The sequence below is a fragment of the Nonomuraea sp. NPDC049269 genome (genome assembly GCF_043197155.1).
Taxonomy (GTDB): Bacteria; Actinomycetota; Actinomycetes; order Streptosporangiales; family Streptosporangiaceae; genus Nonomuraea.
In genome coordinates, this window is record NZ_JBICSO010000003.1 from 732,974 (window position 1) to 758,323 (window position 25,350).

The window sequence follows — 25,350 nt, forward strand, 5'->3', positions numbered from 1 at the left end:
CAGAGTCACGCACTGCACTGCACGGGGGCTTGATTTCGTCAGGATTTCTACTGGACTGCGTCTCGTGTCTTTCGTATGGCGGGCTGTAACCACAAGTGCCAGACGGGGAGCGATATGCCAGACGGATGCGAACTGCCGGCCCTCGACCACGTACTGAAGATCGGGCTGCTCGGAGCGGTGCGGGCGTGGCGTGGACACCAGGAGATCCCCCTCGGACCGCCGCGGCAGCGGGCGGTGCTGGCGCTGCTGGCGCTGGAGGCGGGCCGGGCCGTGTCGGTGGAACGGCTGATCGAGGGGCTGTGGGGAGAGCGGGCCCCGGCGGGCGCGCGGGGCATGGTGCAGGGGTACGTCTCGCGATTACGGCCCGCCCTGGCCAGAGCCGGGGTCACGATCGCGTACTACCCGAGGGGTTACCTGCTCGTGCTCGCCGCCGAGCAGGTGGACGTACACGAGTTCAGGATCGCGGTCGCCCGGGCGCGGACCATGGAGACCGACGAGGCGCAGGCCGCCGGGCTGAGGCGGGCCCTGACGCTGTGGCGGGGCGAGCCGCTGACGGGCGTGTCCGGCGGGGGGCTGCTGGACCGGCTGCGCGACGCCCTCGGCGAGGAACGGCTGGCGATCACCGAGGAATGCCTGAACGTCGAGACGCGGGCGGGCCGGCACGCCGGGCTGGTCCCCGAACTGACCGGGCTCGTCGCTGAGCACCCCTTCCGGGAGGGCCTGGTCGGACTGCTCATGCTGGCGTTGTGCCGGGCGGGCCGACGGGTGGACGCGCTGGAGCAGTACGAACGCACCCGCCGCCGCCTCATCGAGGAGCTGGGCCTGGACCCCGGCCCCGAGCTGCTGCAACTCCGCCAGCGGATCCTCCGGGGGAACGTCTTCACCGTCAGGTCACCCGGCCTCTCCGCCCCGGCCGAGACGGAGCCGGAGGTGTCGGCGGTGCCGTCGCAACTCCCGCCGAAGCCGGGGCAGTTCACCGGCCGGGCGGCCGAACTCGGCCTGCTGGACTCGGTCGCGACCGGCGGCGACACGGTGGGGATCGCCATGATCACGGGCGCAGGCGGGGTCGGGAAGACGGCACTGGCCCTCCACTGGGGGCACCGGATCCGCTCCCGGTTCCCGGACGGCCAGCTCTACGTCAACCTGCACGGCCACTCGCCGGAGCGGCCACTGCGCCCGATCGAGGCGCTCGGGCAGTTCCTGCGCGGGCTCGGCGTGCCCGCGGAACGCGTGCCGGTCACGGAGGAGGAGGCCAGCGCCGCGTACCGCAGCCTGCTCGCCGACCGGCGGATCCTGGTGATCCTGGACGACGCCGGCAGCGAGGAGCAGATCCGTCCGCTCCTGCCGGGCGGCCGGCGCTGCGCCGCAGTGATCACCAGCAGGGACCGCCTGGCCGGCCTCGTCGCCCGGGACGGCGCGGTCCCCGTTCCCCTCGGCATGCTGGCCCCGGACGAGGCGGGCCTCCTGTTCGGCAGGCTGCTCGGGGGCGAGCGCCTGGCGGCCGAACGGGACGCCGCCCGCGAACTGGCCAGGGCCTGCGGCTACCTCCCGCTGGCGCTGCGCATCGCGGCGGCCGGCATCCTCGGCCGCCCCTGCGCCGGCATCGCCGGCCAGGTCCGCCGGCTCACCATGACCCGGCTGTCCTCACTGGCGGTCGGCGGAGATCCGCACGCGGCGGTACGAGGCGCGTTCGACCTGTCCTATCACCGCCTGGATCCGCCGTCACGGCGGCTGTTCCGGCTGCTCGGCCTCATCCCAGGACCGACGTTCACCGCCGAGGCCGCCGCCGCGCTCTCCGGTGCGCCCCTGGCCGAGACCGATCACCTGCTGTGCCGGCTCGCCGCCGCCCACCTCATCGAGGAGGGCGACCCGGGCCGCTACACCTTCCACGACCTGATGCGGGAGTACGCGCGCGAGCGCGTCCGGGCCGAGGAGAGCGAACCCGACCGTACCCGCGCGCTGGACGCGCTGATGGACTGGTATCTACGCGTCCTGCGAGAGGCAGGGAACCTCGCCTACCCGCTCACGCTGCGCACATCCGCATCCACCCCCACACCCGTACTCGCGCCCACCGCCGCGACCGCCGATGGCGACCGCGACCGCCCGATCGGCTTCACGGACAGGCCCGCCGCGCTGGCCTGGCTGAAAGCCGAACGCGCCAACCTCATCGCGGCGATGAAGAGCGCCACGCAGAGCCCGCCCGGCTGGCGGCTCATGGACGCGATGAGCGGCTACCCCGAGCTGACCGGAGGGCAGCCGGGCTGGACGGGCGTCCTGCTGGACGCCCCGCCCAATGAACCGCGCCGTGCTCCAACCGAATCGGAGAGCTTGCGAATAAAAGAGGTATTTGAGAGTGCAGGGCGTGATGTGACTGCCGCGCATAATGCGAGCAGCAGTTCATGTCTGGCTGATGGCGCTTTCGGGTAGAAGTTCTCCAGAGAGGTCGGGTCTCGTGATCTTCCCAAAGGTGGCGCCATGCGGCAGTGGCTCATTCGGGCGAAGGAACAGGCCGACACCGCGCTCGCGCTTGCTTTGGCAGTTGTTTTCAGTGTTCTCGGAGTGCTGGAAACCGTCTCGGTCGACGTGGTGAGCAATGCGATTCTGGTGACGCTGGCCGTACTCGCCTTCTCGCTGCTCAGGGACCGCTGGCGCAAACAGGACACGGGCGAATCGGTGCTGCGCAGATTCTCCCACCTCGTCAACGAACTCGACGCGACGCTCGGCAAGCACCGGGAGGTGCAGGATCTCACGGGAGAGCTGGCGCCGGTGCGCGGACTTCTCAGAGGGTTGGCGGAAGTCGAGGTCCTGGCCGGTCCGGCGATCAGCCGGGCCTTCGCCGACGCCCGCCGGGCCTGCGCCTTCTGGGAATTCAAGGGTGGCACGGGCACCTACCTTCGGGCCAAAACCCTGCCCGAGCTCGCCCGGCTGTCGCGAATGCGCAGCAGACCCATCCACGTCCGCATTCAGATCCTTGACCCAGATGATTTACCGCTGTGCGATGCTTATGCCAGATATCAACAGCAGATCGCTCAAGAATTATGGTCGCAGGACAACGGCGAAGGCACCGGGAAGAATATTCAGCTGTCCTGCCTCGCAACCATTCTTGCGGCTTTCCAGTACAATCAGGGCTCGCTCCTGGACATAGAACTGTCCCTGTCCTCGGTCTGGTCGAACCAACGCTTCGATCGCTGCGACGACTATCTCCTGATGACCGTCAGCGACAAAGGGTGGCGTGCGTACCGGATCCGGAGCTACACGAAGCTCTACGCGGACTATTTGACGCACCTGTCGATCAGCTTCCGGCAGGGCCGGCCCGTGAACTTCAGCGCCGTCGCTGACACCATGCTTGCGGAAGCACCCACCGTGGCAGAAATCAGACAGCTTTTCGAACAGCTCAATCTTCCCCTGCTGTCCTATACGGATCATGACGTCGCGTACATCATCCAGCAGGCGTTAGCCCCGTCAAACCCCTACGGCGACTGACCGTTGGCGTGTCCCCGACTTGCGAGCTGCGGCTCACCCCCTTGGGTAGCCTGCGTCTCGCGGTCTCCGGATGCGTGGATGCGCAGCTGAAGGCGTGCGCCGCATTGATCGACGACCTCGCCGAGGATTGTCACGGCGTGGAGCCGTTGCTGCATCCTCTCGGCTTCGCACTCGGCGCCCTGGACCTGCCCTCCTACACCAGCCGGCGGCAGGCATTCCCCCAGACCTCGTCCGGCGAAGCACTCCGAGACGTGCTGGCCGGTCGCCGGAACTGACAGGGGCAAGAGGCCACCGCGAGGCGGAGCGCGGGCTACCATCGTCCGTCGTGACCACATCCCCCTCCTATCTGAGTGCCACCGCGGAGGCCTACGACGCCGTCGCCGTTCAATATGCCGATCTCTTTCGGGGCCATCTCGCCGAGGTGCCGCTGGATCGCGCGATACTCGGCGCGTTCGCCGAGTTCGTACGGGCCGCTGGTGCTGGGCCCGTAGCCGAGCTTGGCTGCGGGCCCGGATGGGTGACAGCGCACCTGCGGGACCTGCGATTGGACGCCTTCGGCATCGATCTGTCCCCGACGATGATCGACCTCGCCCGCCAGGCCTACCCGGACCTGCGCTTCGAAGTCGGTTCGATGGACGCTCTGGACCTGCCCGACGGCACGCTGGGCGGTGTCGTGTCCTGGTACTCCGTCATCCACACACCACCGGGGGACCTGCGATCGTACTTCGCCGAATTCCGCCGGGTGCTCGCCCCGGGAGGTCACCTCCTGCTCGCCTTCTTCGAGTCTGAGGGCGACCCGGTGACGGTGTTCGACCACAAGGTGACGCCGGCTTACCGGTGGCCGATCGACGACCTTGCCGGGCTGGCGTACGAGGCCGAGTTCGTCGAGATCGGCCGGATGCTGCGTGAGCCCCTGGAGGGTGAACGCTTCCGCCGAGGCCACCTGTTGCTGCGCAGACAGTAGATCCGGCGACCGGAGGCACAGGCGACGGCCTGCCACGGTTCCGAGCTCCCAACGCGGGCCTTGGCCGGAGAGCTCGACCCGTTACGCCGGCAGGGAGTCGAGTTGCGCCAGGAGCCGCGCCTTGCCCGATCGGTCCAGCCAGGTGGTGAAGTCCATGAGGGCGGCATGGGCCTTCCGCAAGGGCGCCAGGTCGGTGTCGTAGTAGGTCTCGTTCGCCCAGGTGAAGACCTTCGCGACCTCGGGGTTGTGCTCCCAGAGAGCTTCGAGCGGAATCTGGGTGTGCGGAACCTGGCGACCGGCCGCCCTGCTCAGCGCGTCGGCGATCCGCGGGGCGGTCAGCCTGTCGCCGGTGATCTCCATGGCCTTGCCCAGGTAGACGTCTGGTTCGGCGAAGGCCAGCGCGGCGAACGCCCCGATGTCGTCGATGGCGACGAGCTGCATGACCAGGTCGTCGTGCCAGGGCACGTTGAGCGAGCCGTTCTGGAAGAACCGCGCCGGACTGGTGAAGTCCTCCATGAACCCGGCGGGCCGCAGGATCGTCGCGGGCACGCCCAGACCGCGGAGGTGCTCCTCGATCTGCCACTTGTCGATGGGCCCCCAGCCGTGCTCCACGTAGAACCGGTTCTGGCTCTCCACGCCGCCGACCGACGAGTACACCAAGTGCCGCACGTCCGCGGCCTTGGCGGCGTCCGCGACGTTCTTGCCCTGGGCGATCTCGTTGTCGTTGGCGGACTGGACGCTGTAGACGCCGTACGCGCCACGGATCGCCGCGTCGACGGAGGCGCGGTCGTCCAGGTCGCCGCGGACGAGTTCGGCACCGGCGGCGGCGAGCGCGGCAGCCGCCGGCGCGGTGTCGTCCCGGACGAGTGCGCGGACCCGCCAACCGTCGGCGAGCAGGTGGCGGGCGGTCGCGCCGCCCTGGTTCCCGGTGGCGCCGGTGATGAGGATGGTCTTGCCGTTCATGACTCGCTCCTGCCGTAGGTGATGCCGACGACGTGACCATATGACGAAATTTGAAAATTAGTCAACCGCAAGACGGCGCTTGACCAAATCTCGCATCTGGTCATATGGTCCCTGCGTGAGCACCAGCACCGAACGACTCCGAGACCCGCAGCAGCGCGCCGAACGGGCCACCCGGATCCTCGACGTGGCGGCGGACCTACTGCTGCGCCACGGCTACCGACGGGTGACCATCGACGACGTGGCCGCCGGAGCCGACATCGGCAAGGGCACCGTCTACCTGCACTGGAAGACCCGCGAGCAGCTGTTCAGCGCGGTCTTCGCGCGCGAGGTGCTCTGCGCGATGGACGAGCTACGACAGGCACTGCGGCAGGACCCGCACACATGTCTGCTACGCAACTTCGCCCGCGCCTACTTCCTGGCCATCACGAACCGCCCCCTGCTGCACGGGTTCCTCTTGCAAGACCCCCACCTGCTCGGCAAGCTGACCAGCTCCCCCGACACCGCCCGCGACGACCGGCACGGCACCATGGCGCGCGACTACCTCGAACTGCTCGCCGAGCACGGCCTGCTCCGCGACGACCTGCAACCCGACGAGCTCGGCTACGCCTACCAGGCCACCTTCGAGGGCTTCCTGCGCGCCGAAGGCACCGCCCCCACGGGCGGCCCGGAACAGCGAGCGGACCTGCTCGCGCGTACCGTCCAGCGCGCATTCGAGCGCGAGCCGACGCTCCCCGACACCACGCTGCGAGACCTCGCCACCACCGTCGCCACCTTGCTCAGCGACCTGATCGACGCCGACCGCACCGACTCCGGCATCCCCGAGGGCTGACGACCTGAGGCGAGCAGATCTACTGGTCGCGCCGCCGAGCTCGCCGGAAGGCTTCCGGCGAGCTCGGGCCGAAACTAGCTACCTATACGGCTGAAATGCTCAGCACGATACATTGCCGCACCACTTGGGAACCTTACGGGAACCCCCATTCCATTGTTTGACCGTGTCGCCGCCGAATGGAATCCAGGTCAACGCGAGGTCGATTCCAGCAAGAGCTATTCCACCTGCCTTGCTGTCCTTGAGCACAGTTTCGCCGATTAGCCATGTCGCCATGCTCAGGGTGGTCCCAAGACAAGAGGTGTTGTCTCCACCGACACACCCAATGAAGCTGTCCGCCGTTCCGAGCATCCACAGGGCTTTCGCCGCGAGGCAGACAAGGCCGAAAACACACACCGCACTGGCGATTGCCCCGAGTGTGCCGATGATCTTTCCCCGGTTCTCCCACATCCACACGAAGGCTCTGCCCAGGTTCTCCCAGTGGGCGGGCTGTCCGAACATGCGGGCCCAGTCCATGTGCTGGAGTATGCGATACCAGAAGCCGTCGCCCAGAACGACATCCCAGTCGCCCTTGCCCTTGTAGTTCTCGTACCCCGGACCGTGCGGGCCCGAATAGTCCTCGTACCCTGGGCCGTGGGGGCCTGAATAGTCCTCGTACCCCGGGCCATGGGGGCCCTTCCATGGGATGTATTTGCGGGCCGGCGGGTGAGCTCTGCCCCAGTCGCGTAGACCCCGGCTGAGTTTCTTACGCTGCTTGATCTGGCGCTCGGTGTGCTTCCGCAAGGCGGTTGTCAGCCGCTTCTTCGCGGCATTGCGGTTCTTCGTGAGCGACTTTTTGACGGGATTCTTGGGGGAGGAGTACATCAGCCCGTCGGGGTCGCTCATCGTGGCCGGGTTGTTGTTGCCGTACGCGTACGCGTTCATCTGTTGCGGGTCGAACGGATCGATGACCGGGTCGACCGAGAGGAACCTGCCCAGCGCCGGGTCATACTCGCGGGCGCCCAAACGGGTCAGCCCTGTTTCGGGGTTGGTCGTGCCGCCGACGAAGCCGCGGCTGCCGGCGGGCCAGGCGGTGGCCGCGCCGCGCGGGTCGCCGAACAGGTCCTGCCGCCGGGAGGTGACAGCCAGCGTGGTGGCGTCGATGGCGGCCTGGGAGGTGCCGTGGTGGTCGGCCACCGTCCAGGTGAAGCCATCGCCGGTCCGGGTACCCAGGCCCTCGTAGTAGCGGGTTCCGGTGGTCGAGCCGGTGGCGGTGTTGAGCCGGAGCTCGCCGTCGCCGACGAACAGCGTCACCGAGCCGGGGTCGCGCCGGATGAGCTGCTCTCCGCCGGCGTCGTAGACGTAGGCGGTGGTCTTGCCGCCGGCGCTGATCGACTCGAGCAGTCCCTCGGCGCCCCAGGCCAGGGTCTGCGCGCCACCGGGTCCCGGCCGCGTGACCGTGTTGCCGGCCGCGTCGTAGGCGTACGCCGCGTTCGTCGAGCCCGTGGTCGTGCCGGTGACCGCGTGCGGCCGTACGACGCCGTCGCCGGGGTTGGGGTAGGCGTACGTGGTGACCGCGTCGGCGGCGCCGGCCACGCCCTTGACGGTCTTGGTGGTGCGGTTGCCGGTCAGGTCGTAGCCGTACTGGTGCCAGTAGGGCGCGGGACCGCCGATGACCGACGCGGACGGGGTGGCCGCGCAGGTGTCGGTGCCCTGGGCCCAGGCTTCGGTGATGCGGCGCAGGTAGTCGACGGTGAAGCACTGGGTGTCCTTCGCCGCGCCCGCGGTCCGGTCGGTGATGCGCCTGACATTGCCGGCCGGGTCGTAGCCGTAGGTGAAGTCGTGCACCATGATGCCGTTGACCTGCTCGCGTTCGGTGAGGGTCTCGGTGACCCGGCGGGTGCCCTCCTCGTAGTAGGTGGTGCCCCACAGCCGTTTCCCGGCCGGACCGAGCTCACGCTGGGCGAGTTCGCCCAGTTCGTTGTATTCGGTGTCGGTGACGTAGGTCAGGGCGCCGCTCACCGTGTCCGGCCGGCCGAAATCGTCGTAGCCGTAGGTCAGCGTCTCCTTCTCCAGATTGCCCAGCTTGGGCACCGTCTTGGTGGCGATGCTGCCGTCGGCGGCGTACGTCATGGTCGTGGGGTACGTTCCGGCGAGCTGCTTCTCGACGTCGGGGACGGTCACCGACGTTCCCTCCGGGCGTCCGGCATTGTCGTAGCCGGTGACCTCCTTGACGTAGGACTGTCCGTTGACATGGCGGGTGGAGGAGGTCAGTTCGCCCTTGGCCAGGGTGTCGTAGACGGTCTTGGTCAGTAGTGTCCCGGTCGGCGAGTCCAGATGGGTCTCCACGACGCGCCCGAGCTTGTCGTACACCGACGCGACGGTCTTGCCCCGCGCGTCAGTGATGGTCAGCAGCTGGTCCGCGTCGTCATAGGTCATGGTCGAGGGGCCCTTGTCCGGGTCCTCTGCCTTGGTCTTGCGGCCGAGCACGTCGTAGGTGTAGCGCCAGACGTTGCCCGCCGGGTCGGCGATCTTGTTCAGGTCGCCGGCCTTGGTGTAGCCGTAGCGGGTGACGTCGTTCGGGCCGCTGAAGGTCCTGCCGTGCCACTGCACCAGCGCGGTCACGTGGTCGCGGGCGTCGGTGTACGTGGTGGTCGCGGTCCCGCCCACCGGGGGGATCACGCTGACCCAGTTGGCGCTGTACGACGTCGTGGTGCGCCATTGCTCGGCGTTCAGCTTCAGGAAGATCTCTTGGGTCGGCCGTTCCGCCCCGTCGTAGACGTTGACGGTCGCGGCCGGCACCGCACCTGCCTCTGGCTGGTACAGCGTCGTCCCGGGGGCCTCCGTGTCGTGGTAGGCGGCCCGTTTGACGCTGACCAGGCCGCGCGAGTCGTACAGGGTGTCGGTCAGGATCCGGCCGTCGGTGGGGCTGGGGGCCTGGGTCTGCCGGGGCCGCAGGAAGCCGTCGTACAGCGCGTACGTCGCGACGCGGTTGCCGTTGGGCTCCAGCGTGCTGGTGAGCACCCAGTTCGGGCCACCGCTGCGGCGCACGCCGTACTCGTAGCGCAGGTGCGGGCTGTCACCGCCCGCCTCCGTCCGGCCCGGCTTGTACACCTTCACCAGGCGGCCGAGCGCGTCGTACGTCAGCGAGGTCGTCCGGTCGTTGGCGTCCTTCTCCTTGACGGTGCTCCCCCAGGCCGGGTCGAGGGTGGTGGTCACCGTGTGGCCGAGCGGGTTGGTCACCTCGGTCGCGGTGGTCAGCCCGTTGACCTCGGTGTACGACGTGGTGGTCGCCCGCTCCAGTTCGTCACGCGACTCCTTGACCCGGCCGTGATCGTCGAACGTGGAGGTCTCACTGACCAGGTAGGACGGCGTGCTGCCGGTGTAGGACTTGGCCGTCTCGGTCCTGGTCACGTCCCCCCGGAGCGGCGCCGCGCCGAAGTCCTGGCCGTCATACGACAGCCGGATGTCGGAGATGGCGTCCGCCGGGTACGACGGCGGAGTGCCGCACGCAACGCCGACGGTCGTGGTCTTGCTGGGGAACTCGACCAGCATCGCGGCGGCATTGCGCACGTACGTGGTGGTCGTGCACTGCTCGTCGCCGGTCAAGGCGACGTCGCCCAGATCGTTGACCTGGGTCTCGTTGCCGTACTCGTCGTAGGTCTTCTCCTCCCGGGTGACGCGGTAGCTGCCGGCGGAATACCAGTCCCGGGTCTCGGTCCGCGCGATCTCCACCTGATTCGCCTGGAGAGTGCCCTGGGTGGCGGTGAGCCGGGTCCACGGGTCGTTGACCTGGAAGGTGATCTCGTTGGTGCCGTCATAGGTGATCTGCTCGCGGACGAAGCCCTTCAGCGGTTCGGCGTCGGCCAGCGCCACGCCGGAGGAGTCGGTGACGCTGACCGTCTTGGCGCCGCCGGCGGCGTTGAGCCGGTCGCCGTTCAGGCCGCGGAAGTACTGGTACTGGGTCTTGGACTCGGGCTTGTTCTCGTCGTTGGCCGGGTCACCCTTGCGGACCGCGACCTTCTCGAACCCGCGCCACTCCGACCAGGTCCGTTGGTTCTCGGCCACCAGTGGGTTGTCGTTGTACGCCCAGGCGCCGCCCCCGACGTAGTCATAGCTGGTCACCATGTCCTTGGTATCGGTCACCAGGTCGTCCTCGACGACCTTGGTCACCACGTACTTGTGGAACCAGTCGTTGACCGGTGTGGTCGCGGGCGGCATCGCCCACCGCTGCGGGAAGCAGCGCTTGGTGTTGGTCTCGGCCGCGGCCGGCAGGGCGCCCGGCTTGCAGTCGGGCGACGCGTAGCTGACGTTGATCGCTCCGCCGGACTCGGAGGTGATGGTGGTGATCCGGGGTTTGTTCAGGGCGGGCAGGCCGTCCGTGACGTAGTTGACGCGGTTGGCCAGCATCGTGCCGTCGAACGTCACCGCGTCCAGCTTGATCGTGGGGGTGCCGGCCAGGCCGGTGTGGGTGATGCCGTTCAGCCACAACGCTCTGTCACCGGTGCCGTCGTTGGCCGGCGGGTAGGTGTGGGCGAACTCCCACTCATCGACGCCGCGGTAGTTCCCGCCACCCGTCGACACCTGGGTGGTCACCTTCGCCAGGCGCTTGGTGGACCAGAACGTGGGCGACGTCCGGTCCCCGCACGCGGTGGTCGCGCAGTCGGTGTCCCACGGCACGTCCGGCCAGGCGGTGGTGGTGTGGGTGGTGGCGCAGGTCTGGTCGGGCAGGCAGCGGTCGGCCCGGTCGAACACCACCCGGGCGGGCGCCTGAGTGGTGTACTCGGCGCCCGCCCGGGTGCCGTACTCGATGCGCGCCAGCGTGCCGCCGCGCACGTAGGTGCCCGTGGTCGCGCCCATGTTCTGGGCGTACTTGTTGGTCTCCTGTTCGTAGAAGTAGCTCATCGAGTTGCCGTGCGCGTCCACGACATAGTCGAGGTTCCAGCGGTAGGCCTGCTGGCACGCCGAGGTGGCGAACGTGGTCTGTTTGCACGGCTCGTCGGTGTCGTTGCCGTACACCGGCGCCGTCCAGGCCGACTGCGTGGTGGCCCGCCCCGACGCCCAGCCGGGCAGCCGGTTCAGGCCGAAGAAGTACTGTGTGCCGTCGCTGGTGGTGACCTTCCAGTACTCGCCGTTGTCGTCGCCGTTGGCCTGGGGGTCGGCACGGAACAGGTGCTCTACCTGGGTGCCGTCGTCGTCCTCCGGCCGCCACACGCCGCTCTGGTAGACCAGGGGCCCGGACTGCTCGCCGAAGGAGAGGGTGGCGTTCTCGGTCTCCCAGCACAGGTCGCCGGTCTTGGTCTGGCCGTTGTTCCCGCCGAGATCGTCCGCGCAGCCCTTGTACGACCGCTCGATGAACCCGGGCGACAGGTTCCAGCCCTCACCCACCCAGGACGGCTGGTTGTTCGTCGCCACGGTGTGCCCGTCCACCGCGCTGGAGGAGTAGGACGCCGCCAGGGTCGGGGCCAGCTCTCCGGGCACCGGCGGCGTGCGCATCGGGTACGACCAGGCGAAGTCGCCCGACTGCGCGGAGACCTGCCAGGTGCTCGACGGGGCCAGCGAGGTGGCCTTGTAGTCGCCCTTCGATCCCGCAGGCGCAGCGGTCAGCGCGAACGTGCTCCCCGCCTCGCCGACCGACACCTCGGCGGACACCGTCGCGGCTTCGAGGTCGTTGCGTACGGCGGTGACCGAGGTCTGGTTTCCCGAAAGTCGCAGGCGGGATGCCCAGTCGCCGCCGTACGCGTCCTTGAAGGCCGAATAGTCGACCGTCACGGTCACCGGCCCGCGCCCGGCCTTGCCATCGGCTCGTTTGACGGAGAAGAGCAACCCGGACACGCCGGCCCGCTCGGTGGCGGCCCTGTCGAGCACCTCGACCTCCACACGTTCCGGCCCCGGTTGCTTGGCCGGCGCGACCCAGACGGGGAGGTCACCGGCCCGGGTCCGTGCCATCTTCGCCGCCGAGGGAACGGTGACCTCGGCGGCGCCGGCCGCGGGCCAGTCCGCCTTCGGCGCGCTCTTCCGGGCAGAGGCGGCCTCAGGGTCGGGCCGGGCGGCCGGCGGCACGAAGTCCTTGCCCGGCACCGGCTCGACCTTGTCCGGCTTGCTCGGCTTCACCGGCCCCTGCCCGGCCATGGCATCGACGATCATCGCCGGAGACGCCTGAGCCGGGGTGCCGGCCATCAACACGGTGAACAAGCAGCCCAAGGCCGCGATCAGCCATCGGTTACGACTCATGAGCCAAGTTCCCTTCCTGGCTCATAGTCCGGTGGCGACGAAGCCGAGTGAGCGGTCGAGCGTCTGGCCCTCGCAGCCGGGATCGCCCGAGTCGAACAGGTCGCCCCAGCTCGCCCGGCAGCGGAACAGCTCGAAGCCGATCGCGCCCGGCGCTCCGGGTACGTCCTGCGGCGCGCTGGTCCAGATGAAGCCGAGCCGGCGCACGACTGTCTTGCCCTCACAGGCGGAGTCGGTGGAGGTGAAGGTGTCGATGCCGTCCTGGCAGCTCAGCAACGCCGTGGTGCCGGGCAGCTGGGTCATCGACAGGGCTCCGGTGCTGCCCTCCGGACGGTAGTTCGCCCCGATCCGGGCGGTGGCGCTGGCGTGGTCGTACGGATAGCCGGTCGTCGTATGCCTGATCAGGCGGGTGTAGGCGAGGGTGTAGCCGAGCGCCGGCAGCTCCGTCGTCTGGCCCTCACACCCCGGGTCCGTGGAGGCGAAGTGCCCCACGCCGGGAACCTGGCAGCGGTAGATCAGCAGCGTGGGCACACCGGCGGGCGGTGTGGCGTAGAGGCGTCCGACACTGCCGAGGTTCGTGTAGGTGCCACAGTCATAAGCGAGGAAGTAGTCGCCCGTGCCGCTGCGGCAGGAGTACAGGGCCTGCGTGTTCGGCGCGTCCGCCGGGGCCATCATGCCGAGGGTGAACTCGAAGTGCGAACCCGGTGGCACCGGCCCGTTCGTCACGATGTGATGGCCGGTGAGGTTGTAGTACCGGGCGAGCTGGCCGCCGTAAAGGCTGCGTCGGCCGGTGACCGGCTTCTGGTACTCCGCCTTGAGCTGGTCGGGGGTGCGTACGCCGGTCCACGCGTGCACGTCGTCGATCTCTCCGGCGAACGGCGTCGCCGGCGCGCCGGCCTGCCTGCCCCGGCCGACCTGGAACGCGCCGGTGGCGTTCACCGTGGCCGTGGCCTTCTTCCAGGCCACCTTCGCGCTGTTGACGAAGAGCTGGATCTCCTGGGCCGCCGGGTCGTAGACCCCGGCCAGGTGGGTCCACTCCCCGGCCTGCGCGCTCTCCCCCGAGTCGGCGCTGAGGGCCAGTTGGGCGTCAGTCTCGGACTGCGGCAGCGCGAACGACCACTTGTGGGTGTCACCGCGATAGCGCAGCTGGAAGCCGCTCCCCTGGCCGGCGTCCTGGCTGAGGACCGTGCGCGTCTGGTCGTCGGCCGCGTTGAGCCTGACCCAGGCGGTGACGGTGAAACCGGCATCGGTACGGAGTGCCGGACCGCTGGTCGAAAGCGTCGTCGAGGTCCCGTCGAAGCGCACCGCTCCGCTTCCCACCTTGCCGGTGGTCCAGGATCCACCGCTGCCGAGCGCACCGACCCGGTAGTTGCCGGACACCTCCTGCGCCGTCGTGCCCGTCCCCTCGTCCAACGGCAGGAACAGCTCCTCGGCAGCCGGAGCGGCGGCCAGGTCGTGGATCTCCTCGGCGGCCAGGGTCCGGTCGTAGATCCGCACCTCGTCCAGCGAGCCCGGCCAGTAGTCGACCGGTCCGGCGGCGTATCGGGCCCGGCCCAGCTGCACCGTTCCGGTCGCGCCCCATGGCGTGGTGTGGCCGGCGGACGTGCCGGCGACGCCGTCCACGTAGATCTTGATCTGCTGCGCGGCGGCGTCGTAGGTGCCGACGAGATGGGTCCAGCGGCCCGCGACCGCCTGTGTCGACGACTCCGCGATGTGCCGCTCGGCGTTGTCGGCGTCGGACGCCGGCATCATGAAGTTCCACTTCTTGGTGTTCGGGTTGTACTGCAGGAAGAACCCGCTGATCCGGGTGCCGTCCTGGCTGACCGCCGTCCGGAACGTGGTGTCGAGGCGGTCCAGCTTCACCCAGGCCGAGACGGAGAACGTCTTCTTGGTGTCCACGGTGGCTCCGCCCGCGGTGTTGGCGTACGCCGTGGCGCCGTCCAGCCAGAGCGCGTCACCCTGCCGGCCGACTCGCCAGCGCGCCGTGCTGGAGACGATGGTCGCGTCGTGTCCGTTGGGCGAGTCGTCGACGGCCTTGGTCTCGACGTAGCCGTCGAGCTTCCACTGTCCCTTCGGGGGCGTGCCGGGCCCGACGATGAAGTGGTAGCGGTATTCCGGCCCGACATTCCCCGCGCGGTCGACGCTGCGGGCGTACAGGTCCATCGGACCGTCCTCGGGCGGCGTGACGAGCACGTTCGCGCTGCCGGACGTGGCATTGGTCTTGAGGGTCCCCTCGCCGTACAGGTTGTACTCGAACCCGGCCACGCCCTCGACACCGTCGGCGCCCAGGGTGAAGCCTCCCGTCCGTCCGACGCCGCCGCCTCTGGGACAGGGGTCGTAATCCGGCGGCGGGCACTCGGGATAGGTCACCGAACCGACCTTCGGCGCCTTCTCCGGGGCCTTCCTGTCGATGGTCACGTCGCACCACTGACCCCACGGCCCGAAGTCGACACCGTCGGCGCCCCGGACGCGATAGGCCAGATTGGCCCCGTCGCCGGCGTTCGCCGACGGCACGTCGACACTGAAGGTCGAGCCGGAGACCTTGAACTCCGTGGCCGTCACACCGAGCCGCGCGCCGAACCTCGTGTACCACTCGAACTGGGCCTGCACCAGGCCACCGTCAGGGTCGGAGACGACCGCCGACAGCTTCGGCCCGCGCGGCCCCTTGTTGGGATCGTTGTCGATGTACGGATTGATGTACGGCTCGTTCGGCTGCACGGCGCACGCCTTGTCGTTCTCCACCGTCTGGCCGGTCGGCTCGTTCGGGTAGCTGTTGTACGTGACGACCAGGCTCGGGTTCGTGTTGAACTTCTTCCAGGCGTAGGCGTCACCCTCGTTCGCCGCCTTCAGCATGATCGCCGTAAGGCCGTTGTTGTACGTCACCGCGTTGGTGACCGCGGTGGTCGCGTTGAACCCGACCCAGGCACCCGGGCAGGCGGCGCTGTAGCCGTAGGCGACATTGGCCGTCCCCAGGAGGGCCGGGCCGCCGCCGGGGAAAGGCTGGTTGTTCCAGGTCGTTCCCCCGCCGACGGGGTTCGTCCCCCACGCCTCGACCGGCCGGGCCGAGCACGAGGGGGCGTAGTTCTCGAACGCGTTGAACTCCGCCACCTGGACGTGCTTGCCGACCATGAACGACGCGTCGTACTGGAAGTACGAACGGGCCACACCGATGCCGTTGCAGCCTGCCCAGTTGCAGTATCCGACCTTGGCCAGGTTCTCCCCGTCACCGCCCCAATAGGCCTGGTCCGGATGGCCGGACAGCACCATGGCGAACCCCGTCTGGCCTGCGGCGAAGTCCGGATCGATGTACAGCGGGAACGTCGCAGCGGGATCGGCCAGCAGCTTCCGGTCCGGCCGCAGCACCAGCGTGTCCTTGCCCAGTTCGAGCTCGCCCACGGCCTGCTTGACGGCCGACGGCGTCGAGTCCCACATCATCGGCGCGCCGGACCCGAAGACCAGCTTCCCCTTCTCGTCGTAGGCGCCGATGTTCCCGTGCCCGTCGTCGCGTACCGAGACTCCCTTGGCGTCCAGGCCGAACGTCAGCTCGGCCAGCTTCGGGTTGTCCGCCGCCGCCTTGTCCTTCACCACCAGCACTTCGGAGAAGCCCTGTGCCGTCGCGGTCATCCGCAGGTCCACCCCTGGGATGACCTCGGGGTAGGTCGCGGAGCCACCGTTCAGCACCGGCTCCGGCAGCGGCGCCGGCCAGCGCAACTCGACCTGTGTCTTGCCCTGTCCGAGCCGTACCAGGCTCCCGTTGCCGCCCCCGGAGAAGACGACGGGAACCGTGGTCGCGGCCGGCTCCACCCCTCCGTCGGCGCGCTGCCGCAGCGTCGTGTCGACCGGCACCCACCCCGAGCCGCGCCGGACGCGGACCGGGGTCGTCCGCAGCTCGGCCGTGAACGATCCGTTCGGGTTGGCGTAGACGTCCCGGGCCTCGGCCTGCTCCGTCGTCACCGCCACCCGCTTGCCGGACCGCTTCGCCTCACCGGCCGCCCAGGACGCCGAGCCCGCCGGATCGGCGGCGGGCCTTTCAGCCGCTGACGCGATCCCGGGCGGACTCGCCGGAGCCGCGTCCGCCGAGGTCGCCATCGGTAATAAACCGGCGAATACCGCGGTTAACCCCACGACAGGCGCACGCAAAAATCGCCACACAGTGCCTCCTAGAAGTAATCGGGCAGCCCGCAGCGCCTTCATCGGTCGCTGGGTCAGATCGCCTGCACCATGCCTGCCGCCCGGAAGCGGACTCACGTCCTGGCCAGGCTCAGTTTCAGCCGTCGAAAGTTCTTGATCCAGGGCATTCGACCGGACATTTCGCGGACATTGCGCCGTCACGGCATGCTGCCGGCGGTCTTCCTCCGGCACGTGGGCTGCGTCGGCATCGAGAGTCCCCAAGTGTCCGGTCTTTGACCTGGTGAACTCCCTGAGGCCGGTCAAGAATGCACAGGTGTCGCGGCAGCAAGGGGAGGCGCCAGATGGACGCGGTGACGGCGTCGTTCGGCAGGCGATTGCGGGTGGTCAGGCTCCGGGCGGGATTGACGCAGGCCGAGGTGAGCGAACGCGCGGGGGTGAGCGTGCGCACGCTCCGCGACATCGAGCGGAACCGGATCGCCCGGCCACGCGTGGCGTCGCTGCGGCGGTTGGCGGACGCCGTGGGGCTGGATCCGGAGACCGTCCTGGGCCGGGTCGGCGTGGAAGTCGCCGTTCTGGGACCACTGCGGGTACGCGTTGACGAGCAGGTCGTCGAGGCCGGAACGCTGAAGCAGCGGTGTCTGCTCGCCCTGCTCGCCCTGCACGCCGGTCATCCGGTGACGCACGAGGAGATCATCGATGTCCTCTGGGACGACCGGCCACCGGTCTCGTGCCGCGGCGTCATGCACACCTATGTCTCCCGGTTGCGTGGCTTGCTGCATCCGGACGTCATCGTCGCGGAGCGGGGCGGGTATCGGCTCGCGGTGGAGAAGATCCAGCTCGATCTGGCCGACTTCGACGCGTTGGCCCACCAGGCCGGGCAGGCGCGGTCGCGGGAGCCGGCCGAGGCGCTCCACCTGTGGGAGCGTGCTTTGTCGTGCTGGCAGGGCCCCATGCTGCGGGATCTGACCAGCCGGCTGCACCAGCATCCGTTGGCCGAGGCCGCCAGGCAGCGCCGGCTGGCCGTCGTGCTGGCCCATGCCGACCTGGCCGGGCGCCACGACGCCCGGCGGCTACGGGACGAGTTGGGCGTGGCGCCCGGTGCCCAGTTGCACGAGGCGCACCGGCACGTCCTCGCGGAATCAATCCGGTGACCGTCATGGAGATGTACGTGGCCAAGGGCTTCGAGCCGGTGCGTGCGGCTTTCGCCGGCAACACGGCCGAACTGGGTGACGGCGGCGGGGCATTCTGCGCGTACGTCGACGGCGAACCGGTCGTGGACGTGTGGGGCGGCCAGAGCCGGCCGGGCCGACCCTGGCGGGCCGGCGACCGGGCCGTGCTGATGTCGCTGACCAAGGGGCTGGCGACACTGTGCGTCCAGGTCCTGGTCGATCGGGGCTGGGTGGACGTGGACGCGCCCGTGAGCAGGTACTGGCCGGCGTTCGCGGCGGCGGGCAAAGCGGAGGTACTGGTCCGGCACGTTCTCACACACACCGCCGGTGTTCTCGGCTTTCCCGGCCAGCGCGAGCTGCTCCAGCTGGACGGCACCGGCTGGGACGACTACGAGGCGATCGCCGACGGCCTCGCCGCGGCCACGCCCTCCTGGACGCCGGGGACGAGTCACGGCTACCACGCCCTGACCTACGGCTGGCTCCTCAGCGAGCTGGTGTACCGCGTCACCGGCCAGCGCGCCGGAGACTTCTTCCACGAGGAGATCGCCGTCCCCCTCGGGCTGGACACCAGGATCGGCACGCCGCCGGCCGAACAACCGCTGGTCGCGGCCGTTCTGCCGGTCTCGTTCGCGGGTCTCCCGCCGGAGTTCGAACGTCTCTACGAGGCGCGGCAGGCGCGTACCCGCGATCCCGGCACGCTGGCCGGCCAGGCGTTCGCCGCGAGGGACGGCGCCACATTCCTCGACCGGGTCGACACGTTCTTCGCCGACCCCGGTGTGCTGGCCGCCGAGATCCCCTCCGTCAACGGCACCTCCACGGCCCGTGGCATCGCCAGGCTGTTCGCGCTGCTGGCGATGGGCGGCGAGCTGGACGGCGTGCGGTTGCTGTCACCGGAGACCGTGGCGGCCTTCAGCACGGTCCGGGTGAAGAGCCCTGACGCGATCGGCGAGGACGGCCCGGGCGCGCTTCTCGTCCCGAGGACTCTCGGCTATATCGGCAACTTCGCGGCTCCCGGTCAATCGCCGCGCTACGGCCCCACCCCCGAGGCGTACGGGGCCGAGGGAGGTGGCGGGGAGATAGGTATCTGCGACCCGGTGAACCGCGTCTCCATCGGCTTCGTCCGCAGCCACCTGGCCATGTCAGGGGCGTTCTCCGCCAGGCTCATCGACACCCTCTACCGATGCCTGGCCGAGCGGGGCTGAGGCGGGCGGACGTCACGCGGGACGAGGGAGGCACTCTTGCGCCATCGCGGCCGAACCATCCTTGATCGCCCGTCCGGCGATGGCCAGCCCGGCCAGCGCCATGACCAGCGTGGCCGCGAACACCACCCAGTAACCCGACCCCGAGGCGGTGAACAGCGCGGCGGTGACCGCCACCGCCACCACCGAGAACACCGACTCGCCCACCTGCAGCGCCGAGCTGTTCTTGCCCTGCTCCCCTGGCGCCGACAGCTCCAGCGTGAGCACCGACAGCGTCGGGTACACCAGCCCGATCCCGAATCCGGTGATGATCCACGCCGGATACGCCAGCGCCACCGGGACCGAGGTGAACGCCACCGTACCCGTGATCAGGATGCCGAGCGCCATCGAGGCCGAGCCGAGCCGCAGGTTCGTCTTCTGGCCGAAGAACTCGCGCCCCTGCACCCAGGAGGCGAACGACCAGGTCAGCGACCCTCCCATGAGCGCGAGCCCGGACGCCCACGTGGGCAGGTGGCGGTGGTCGACCAGCATGAGCGACACCATCACCTCGGCCGCGAAGAACGCCCCGGCCGACAGACCGCGCAGCCCCACCACGGCAGGCAGCCCGCGGGCGGCGCGGAGCGTGCCGCGGGGAAGGAGCCTCGGGAGCGCCACGGCCAGCACCACCATGCCGGCGACCAGCAGGGGCAGCCGCCCGCCGCCGCTGCCGTACTGCATGAGCCCCGCGCCGACGGCGGTCACGGCCGCCCAGCCGACCTTGCCGAGCAGGCCGGGGGCGGGCTCGCTCTGCCCGCCGCTCACGGGCTGCCCGGCCAGCCCGCGCAGCAGCACCAGGCCGGCGACCACGGTCAGGATCGGCACCAGCAGGAACACCCAGCGCCAGCCGAGCGTGTCGGTCACCACGCCCACGATCGCCGGCCCCACCATCGAGGGCACCACCCACGCGGTCGCGAACAACGAGAAGATCTTGGGATGCCGGCTCTCGGGGTAGGCCCTGGCCACCACCACGTACAACGCCACGCTGACCAGCGCCCCGCTGAAGCCCTGCAGGAACCGGCCCGCGATCAGCACTTCCATGGTCGGCGCCAGCCCGGCGACCGTCAGCCCCGCGGCGAACCCCGCCGCCCCGGTCCACAGCGGAGCCTGAGGACCGCGCACGTCCGCCCACCGGCCGCCGAGCACCGTGCCGATCACGCTCGCGGCCATCGCGCCGCTGAACGCCAGCCCGTACAGCTCCAGCCCGCCGAGCTCCTTGGCCACGACCGGCATGGCGATGGCGACCGCCATGTACTCGAAGGCCACCAGCGACACCATCGCCACCAGGCCCGCCGTCAACGCGTTCCTCGTCATACCGAGGAACCTACGATGACCTGCGGCGCCGCACCTCCGGCGGGGGTCCTGGACCGGCACCGGCAATTGGTCCTAGGACCGCCGCGTCAGCGGAAGTCGGTGAGGCGGAAGACGGACATCATGTCCTTGGTCCTGGGCCCGCCGGGGTAGAAGGACGCCTCCGCGCCGACCCAGCCGCGAAAGGCCCCGCTGTCGTCGATGATCTGCATCAGCGGCTTCATGTGCGAGTTGCCGGAGTAGCAGAACGTCTTGCGCTCCATGGCCAGGCAGGTGCACCAGTGCCACATGGTGTCGCGGCGGTCGGTGTTGGAGATCTTGGTGAGGTAGTACTGGATGGAGCTGACGTTCGCCTTGGTGCCGCCGCCGAAGTTGGGGCAGCCGCCGGACTTCTGGCAGGCGCCCTTGGAGGCCGGCTGCAGGTAGGTCAGGCACCAGGTGGTGGTGGCGCAGCTACGGAAGGAGGACTGGCTGAAGGGCTGGTTGGGCGAGTTCACGATGTGGTTGCCGGACCAGGAGGTCAGGTCCTGCCGGAGCGCTCCGGGGAAGGCCCGCACGGAGCTCATCGCGCGGCGCGTGGAGAGCGAGGCGTTGCTTCCGTAGCCGTACCCGTGGGTGGCCAGGGTGCTCTTCGCGAACTGCAGCTGGGCGAGCTTGCCGTCAGGCGACAGCCGTACGCGCCACTGCTCGGTCCAGGTCTGGTTGATCTTCCATCGGATGCTCACCACGTCGCCGGCCACGGTGTAGGTCCCGGTACGGGATTCGTCCGGGGCGCCGGTGTAACCGGGGGCGGTCAGGACGTCGCAGGCGCGTACGCGGGTGCTCTTGCCGCCTGCCTTGGTCGCGCAGCTCGAATCCGGGACGACACCGGTGGCCTGCCTGCCCTCGGGGTTGCGCTGCCACCACAGATAGGAGTTCGCACTGACAGTGCCGTTGGTCTTGAACTGGTACGTACCCAGACGCACCCAGTTCTGGGTGGACGCGGCGCGCAGGAAGCCCTGCGTGACCACGAAGTTGGCCTTTCCTCCCGGCAAGGCCGACAGGGTTGATGCGGCACTGGCCGGACTGACTCCGGTGGCCAACAGGGTGAACGTCGCGAGCACGGCGGCAAGAACTGCGCGCACGGGAAAACCTCCTCGATTACGGTCTCCACCGATTCTTGCCTAGATTGCTGTTTGATGCCTCCCTGTTGACTTATGTTCACAGCCGGTATTCACGATGGACGGCCGCCGGACCCGGCGGCCGTCAGAGAGTCAGCCGCAGTCGGGGATGACCGCGCCGCTGTTGTCGCGGGCCTCGTCGTTGCCCCACCGGCTCAGGTAGTACGCGGACACGTAGGCCCGTCCGCTCGCGCCGGAGTTCACCGAGTCCAGGTCGGTCAGCAGCCACCAGTGATTGTGATCACCGGAGGAGTCCCTGACCTCCTTGCCCCACGTCTTGCAGAAGACGTAGTTCGTCGCCTTCCAGAGCGTGCCCTGCGCCGTCGAGCCGCTCAACGGACCGGAGTACCCCGTGGCGTTGGCGAAGGTGTCCACCCAGTACTTGCCGTCGCTCTTCCCCGTGCAGTCGGGGATGACCGCGCCGCTGTTGTCGCGGGCCTCGTCGTTGCCCCACCGGCTCAGGTAGTACGCGGACACATAGGCCCGCTCGCTCCCACCGGCCCGCATCGCGTCCAGATCGGTCAACAGCCACCAACGGTTGTAGTTGCCGGCGGAGTCCCTGACCTCGTCGCCCCATTTCTTGCAGAACACGTAGTTGGTCGCCTCCCAGAGCTGCCCCTGAGACGGACACTTTCCGACGCAGTACGTCCACGGATACCCCTGAGCGTTGGCGAAGGTGTCCACCCAGTACTTCCCGTCAGGCGGAGGCGTCGGGGTCGGCGTCGGGGTGGGCGAAGGGGAAGGAGTCGTCCCCGTGGCCGCGTCGTAGACATTGATCCGCGGCGTGGTGGCCCCCGAATAGCCGATCGCCTTGCCGTACGACTTCAGTCTCGCCTCCAGGTCGCCGATGCTCGCGGCCGGCAACGCCTGCCGCAGCACCGCGAACGCCCCCGCCACATGCGGCGCCGCCATCGACGTCCCGCTCAGCGGAGCCCACCGCCCGCCAGGCACCGAGGAGACGATGCCGGTACCCGGCGCGAGCAGGTCCAGCAACGGACCCCGGTTGGTGAAGGTGGACAACTCATCCGTGTCAGTCGTGCTCCCGACGGTGATCGCCGTGGACACGCAGGCCGGCGCGCTGACGGCGTCGCCGTACCCGTCGTTGCCCGCGGCCACCACGGTGGCCACCCCACTCGCCCACAGCCGGTCGATCACCGCCTTGCGCGGGTCGGCGTCACAGGCGGAGGTGTACCGCCCGGAGCCGAGGCTGAGGTTGGCCGCCACGATCGGCACCCCCGACTCGCGCAGCGTGTACACCTTCTCCAGCGCGGCGAGCTGGGCGCTGGTGAAGCTCAGCACGCAGGGCGCGGCGCCGGGCCCGCAGAAGTCCTCCGAGCCGAACCGGCTGAAGATCTGCATCGCCACGATGCCGGCCGCGGGCGCCACTCCCGGTCCGTCGGAGCCGCTCACGCCGACACCACCGGCCACGATGCCGGCCACATGGGTGCCGTGCGCGCAGTCGAGCGTGGCGCACGGCCCCTGCTCGGAGTCGGCGGTTCCCGGCCCTTCGGCCGTTTCGGCCCCGTTCGGGCAGAGGCTGGTGGCGCCGTAGTCGGCATCGGCGGGCGAGAAGCACGCCTCCGCGATCACCCGGCCGCCCAGGAACGGGTGCCGCACCGCTACCCCGGTGTCCAGTACGGCTACCGCGGTGCCGGTGCCGGTCAGTCCCGCCGCCCGGGTCTTGTCAGCACCGATGAGCGGCACGCTCGTGCCGAGCACCGGTGGCGCGGGCCGATCCTCGACCACGCTCACGACCTCGGGCTGCTGGGTCAGCCGGGCAAGCCCCGCCCTGTCCACCCGCAACGCCACCATCGGCAGCTTGGTGTAGCGCCGCAGCACCGGATCGGCGCCGGTCGCGGCGATCAGGTCGGCTCTGGTCCTGGCGGTCACGATCACTCGGGCCGTTCCGCCGGCGGACAGCTGCTTGGCCAACCCCGTCTCAATCTTCGGATCATCCGATACGGCTCGCGCCGCCACCCCGTAGACCATCGTCGCGGCGATCGAGGCTAAGACCGCCAGTACAGCAGGCCATTTCTTCACGTGCGTTTCCTGTCAGTCGAGCTGCTTCCCGCAAAAAAAGGGGGGCAGGCCCGCGGCTGGCCTGCCCCGACGAGTCAGAACATCGCGCCGTTACGCGGGTTGCCGAAGCGGACGCCCACGCGGTAGATCCAGGCCCAGATCCGGCAGATGGACGCCCTCACCGAGCCGTACGCGGTGCAGGTCAAGTCCCGCAGGGTGACGTAGAAGACGTCATCCACGTCGTTCTTGCGCGACCTGTCCAGGTAGTAGCTGTAGTTTCGGTAGGTGTTGCCGATCAGCCCGTACCCGTAGTCGTGCATGTCGCAGGCCGAACGGAAGTCGAACCCGCCCGGCCGGCTGCCGGTGGGGGCAGTGCACTGGTCATGGAGGATGCCGACGACCCACCGGCGTGTGGGGAGCTGACGCCAGTAGGGCTTGTGCCAGCCGTAGTGCGCGGCCCACGCCGAGCAGCCGCTGCGGGTGTACCAGAGCCAGGCCGCGGCGAACGAGCACTGCCTGGGGTAGGACTGGGTGCCGTCAATGCCGCCGGGCGGGAACTCGGCGGTGGGCGGACCGGTGGCGGACGGGTCGGCGAGGCTCGGCGCTCCGGGGGGTGGCTGCGTGCTGCTCGCCGAGTCGGGAGCGTCGGGAAAACCGCCGGGACCTGTCGAGGTGGCGGCGGGCGCTGCCGAGCTACCGGCGTAGCTCAGCTCCCAGGCGCCCTTCCGCTCCGAGGACACGACGGACACCCGCCCGGAGGCGTCGTAGGCGTAGCCGGCCCGCTCGCCCACGCCCGGGTCGGTCACCGTCCGGAGATAACCGCCGGCGTCGAAGCCGTACCTGGCCACGACCTGCGGCGTGTCCGAGCCGGTTGCCAGCGAGACCTCCTTGACGCGGCCGGCGAAGTCGCCGAACGTTCCGGAGGTGGCGGTCGTCGCCGTGGCGTAGGTGAAGGTCAGCACGCTCTGGGGGCTCTCACCGGCGGCCGGTTCCGTCACAGAGGCCACGCGGCCCTGCGGATCGTAACTGACGGATGAGGTGCCGTACGCGATGTCGCCCACGCTCGTCACCCGCCAGGACGCCGGGTCGGCGGCGTTCACCTGGGCCCAGGTGTAGGTGAGGGCGTAGTCGGCCGAGCTGGTGGCGGTGCCGTCGGCGGGCGCGCCGAGGTCCAGGGCGGGCGTCTCGGCGACCGTGCTGCGCATCGCACCGGCCGCCGCGTCCCAGCGGGTCGTCTCGCTGAGCTTGGAACCGTCGGCCGCCTCGAACTTACGGACGCCCCCACCGGCCGGGAACGAGACGCTGCTCTTGAGGTCGTACCGGATGGAGCGTGACAGATCCTGCTCAGCGACCGTGATCGTGTCACCCTGGACGCTCAGCGAGCGACTGGTGGTCCCGCCGAGGAACTCGGCCTGCCAGCCGGGGCCGAACACCGCCAGGTCAGTGCGGTTGACGGCCTCCGGACGGGCGAGGCCACCGTCCACGGCAGCCACCCGGTGCCTGCGGCCGATCGCCCCGGCCGCCACGTCGGTCTCGCTCACTTCGAAGATCTTGCTGTCGGGGAAATACTGGCCCGGGCCGATCTGTTGAACGCCACTTTCCGGCTCGGCGACGTCGGCGGTGGCGGGCACGGCGGCGAGGATCGGGAGGATCGTGGCCGCCATGGCTAATCCAATGGATAACTTACGCAGGCGTGAAGTGGACATGCGCGCACTTGCTCCTTGATCGGTTGAGATGATCGATTACCTGGACCAATACGCGTGGCGATTTTCCAGGTGGGGTGCATCAGACATCGCGCGGACCAGCAAGGTCATGCCGATAGGTAAAATGCGCCGCAGATTCCGGCGCATTGCTCGCCGACCTGAAATCGTGCCTGCGA

14 protein-coding genes are annotated in these 25,350 nt (G+C 69.4%); 7 read left to right on the forward strand and 7 right to left on the reverse strand.

Features of this window, described 5'->3' with window-relative positions:
* Window positions 1-114 precede the first annotated feature (114 nt).
* From ACGFNP_RS21005 to ACGFNP_RS21020, 4 genes are all read left to right on the forward strand, one after another.
* A complete protein-coding gene (locus ACGFNP_RS21005; protein ID WP_393320857.1) occupies window positions 115-2,427 on the forward strand; it encodes a BTAD domain-containing putative transcriptional regulator in 2,313 nt (770 codons plus the stop codon).
* 48 nt (window positions 2,428-2,475) lie between these two features.
* On the forward strand, window positions 2,476-3,483 hold the full coding sequence (locus tag ACGFNP_RS21010; RefSeq protein WP_393320860.1) for a hypothetical protein: 1,008 nt from the start codon (window positions 2,476-2,478) through the stop codon (window positions 3,481-3,483).
* A gap of 74 nt (window positions 3,484-3,557) precedes the next feature.
* Complete coding sequence (locus ACGFNP_RS21015; RefSeq protein WP_393320863.1) at window positions 3,558-3,758, forward strand: hypothetical protein; 201 nt, start codon at window positions 3,558-3,560, stop codon at window positions 3,756-3,758.
* A 50-nt stretch (window positions 3,759-3,808) separates the two neighbouring features.
* Entirely contained in the window at window positions 3,809-4,447 is a 639-nt protein-coding gene (locus ACGFNP_RS21020) for a class I SAM-dependent methyltransferase (protein WP_358315976.1), read from the forward strand.
* A gap of 81 nt (window positions 4,448-4,528) precedes the next feature.
* On the opposite strand, the gene ACGFNP_RS21025 is transcribed toward ACGFNP_RS21020, so the two are convergent.
* Window positions 4,529-5,410 (reverse strand): NmrA/HSCARG family protein, encoded by an 882-nt coding sequence (locus ACGFNP_RS21025; RefSeq protein ID WP_393320868.1) that lies wholly within the window; start codon window positions 5,408-5,410, stop codon window positions 4,529-4,531.
* A 115-nt stretch (window positions 5,411-5,525) separates the two neighbouring features.
* Here ACGFNP_RS21025 and ACGFNP_RS21030 point away from each other — a divergent pair, with 115 nt between their 5' ends.
* A complete protein-coding gene (locus tag ACGFNP_RS21030; protein WP_393320870.1) occupies window positions 5,526-6,239 on the forward strand; it encodes a TetR/AcrR family transcriptional regulator in 714 nt (237 codons plus the stop codon).
* A gap of 99 nt (window positions 6,240-6,338) precedes the next feature.
* Here ACGFNP_RS21030 and ACGFNP_RS21035 read toward each other — a convergent pair whose 3' ends face one another.
* Both ACGFNP_RS21035 and ACGFNP_RS21040 read right to left on the reverse strand, forming a co-directional pair.
* Window positions 6,339-12,449: an RHS repeat-associated core domain-containing protein gene (locus tag ACGFNP_RS21035; RefSeq protein ID WP_393320873.1), complete on the reverse strand. Its 6,111-nt coding sequence runs from the start codon at window positions 12,447-12,449 to the stop codon at window positions 6,339-6,341.
* Window positions 12,450-12,470: 21 nt separating this feature from the next.
* Window positions 12,471-16,535 carry a LamG-like jellyroll fold domain-containing protein gene (locus ACGFNP_RS21040; RefSeq protein WP_393320876.1) on the reverse strand — a complete coding sequence of 1,355 codons (4,065 nt, stop codon included), beginning with the start codon at window positions 16,533-16,535 and terminating at the stop codon, window positions 12,471-12,473.
* A 383-nt stretch (window positions 16,536-16,918) separates the two neighbouring features.
* On the opposite strand from ACGFNP_RS21040, the gene ACGFNP_RS21045 reads away from it, so the two are divergent.
* Together ACGFNP_RS21045 and ACGFNP_RS21050 are read left to right on the forward strand one after the other, a co-directional pair.
* Window positions 16,919-17,728, forward strand: coding sequence for a helix-turn-helix domain-containing protein (locus ACGFNP_RS21045; RefSeq protein WP_358315961.1), 810 nt, complete (start codon window positions 16,919-16,921; stop codon window positions 17,726-17,728).
* Between the two features lie 5 nt (window positions 17,729-17,733).
* A complete protein-coding gene (locus ACGFNP_RS21050) occupies window positions 17,734-18,948 on the forward strand; it encodes a serine hydrolase domain-containing protein (protein ID WP_393321575.1) in 1,215 nt (404 codons plus the stop codon).
* 12 nt (window positions 18,949-18,960) lie between these two features.
* Here the strand turns inward: ACGFNP_RS21050 and ACGFNP_RS21055 are convergent, their stop codons facing one another.
* From ACGFNP_RS21055 to ACGFNP_RS21070, 4 genes are all read right to left on the reverse strand, one after another.
* Complete coding sequence (locus ACGFNP_RS21055) at window positions 18,961-20,295, reverse strand: MFS transporter (protein WP_393320880.1); 1,335 nt, start codon at window positions 20,293-20,295, stop codon at window positions 18,961-18,963.
* An 86-nt stretch (window positions 20,296-20,381) separates the two neighbouring features.
* Entirely contained in the window at window positions 20,382-21,416 is a 1,035-nt protein-coding gene (locus ACGFNP_RS21060) for a hypothetical protein (protein WP_393320883.1), read from the reverse strand.
* Between the two features lie 129 nt (window positions 21,417-21,545).
* Window positions 21,546-23,492, reverse strand: coding sequence for a S8 family serine peptidase (locus tag ACGFNP_RS21065; protein WP_393320886.1), 1,947 nt, complete (start codon window positions 23,490-23,492; stop codon window positions 21,546-21,548).
* Between the two features lie 74 nt (window positions 23,493-23,566).
* Window positions 23,567-25,135 (reverse strand): phospholipase A2, encoded by a 1,569-nt coding sequence (locus ACGFNP_RS21070; protein WP_393320889.1) that lies wholly within the window; start codon window positions 25,133-25,135, stop codon window positions 23,567-23,569.
* Window positions 25,136-25,350: the final 215 nt, after the last annotated feature.

Excerpts from the sequence above, each read along its gene's own strand:
- ACGFNP_RS21050 (WP_393321575.1), top strand. The coding sequence starts at position 17,734 with ATGGAGATGTACGTGGCCAAGGGCTTCGAGCCGGTGCGTGCGGCTTTC.
- ACGFNP_RS21010 (WP_393320860.1), top strand. The coding sequence starts at position 2,476 with ATGCGGCAGTGGCTCATTCGGGCGAAGGAACAGGCCGACACCGCGCTC.
- ACGFNP_RS21035 (WP_393320873.1), bottom strand. The coding sequence starts at position 12,449 with ATGAGTCGTAACCGATGGCTGATCGCGGCCTTGGGCTGCTTGTTCACC.
- ACGFNP_RS21055 (WP_393320880.1), bottom strand. The coding sequence starts at position 20,295 with ATGACGAGGAACGCGTTGACGGCGGGCCTGGTGGCGATGGTGTCGCTG.
- ACGFNP_RS21005 (WP_393320857.1), top strand. The coding sequence starts at position 115 with ATGCCAGACGGATGCGAACTGCCGGCCCTCGACCACGTACTGAAGATC.
- ACGFNP_RS21040 (WP_393320876.1), bottom strand. The coding sequence starts at position 16,535 with ATGGCGACCTCGGCGGACGCGGCTCCGGCGAGTCCGCCCGGGATCGCG.
- ACGFNP_RS21025 (WP_393320868.1), bottom strand. The coding sequence starts at position 5,410 with ATGAACGGCAAGACCATCCTCATCACCGGCGCCACCGGGAACCAGGGC.
- ACGFNP_RS21070 (WP_393320889.1), bottom strand. The coding sequence starts at position 25,135 with ATGGCGGCCACGATCCTCCCGATCCTCGCCGCCGTGCCCGCCACCGCC.
- ACGFNP_RS21045 (WP_358315961.1), top strand. The coding sequence starts at position 16,919 with ATGGACGCGGTGACGGCGTCGTTCGGCAGGCGATTGCGGGTGGTCAGG.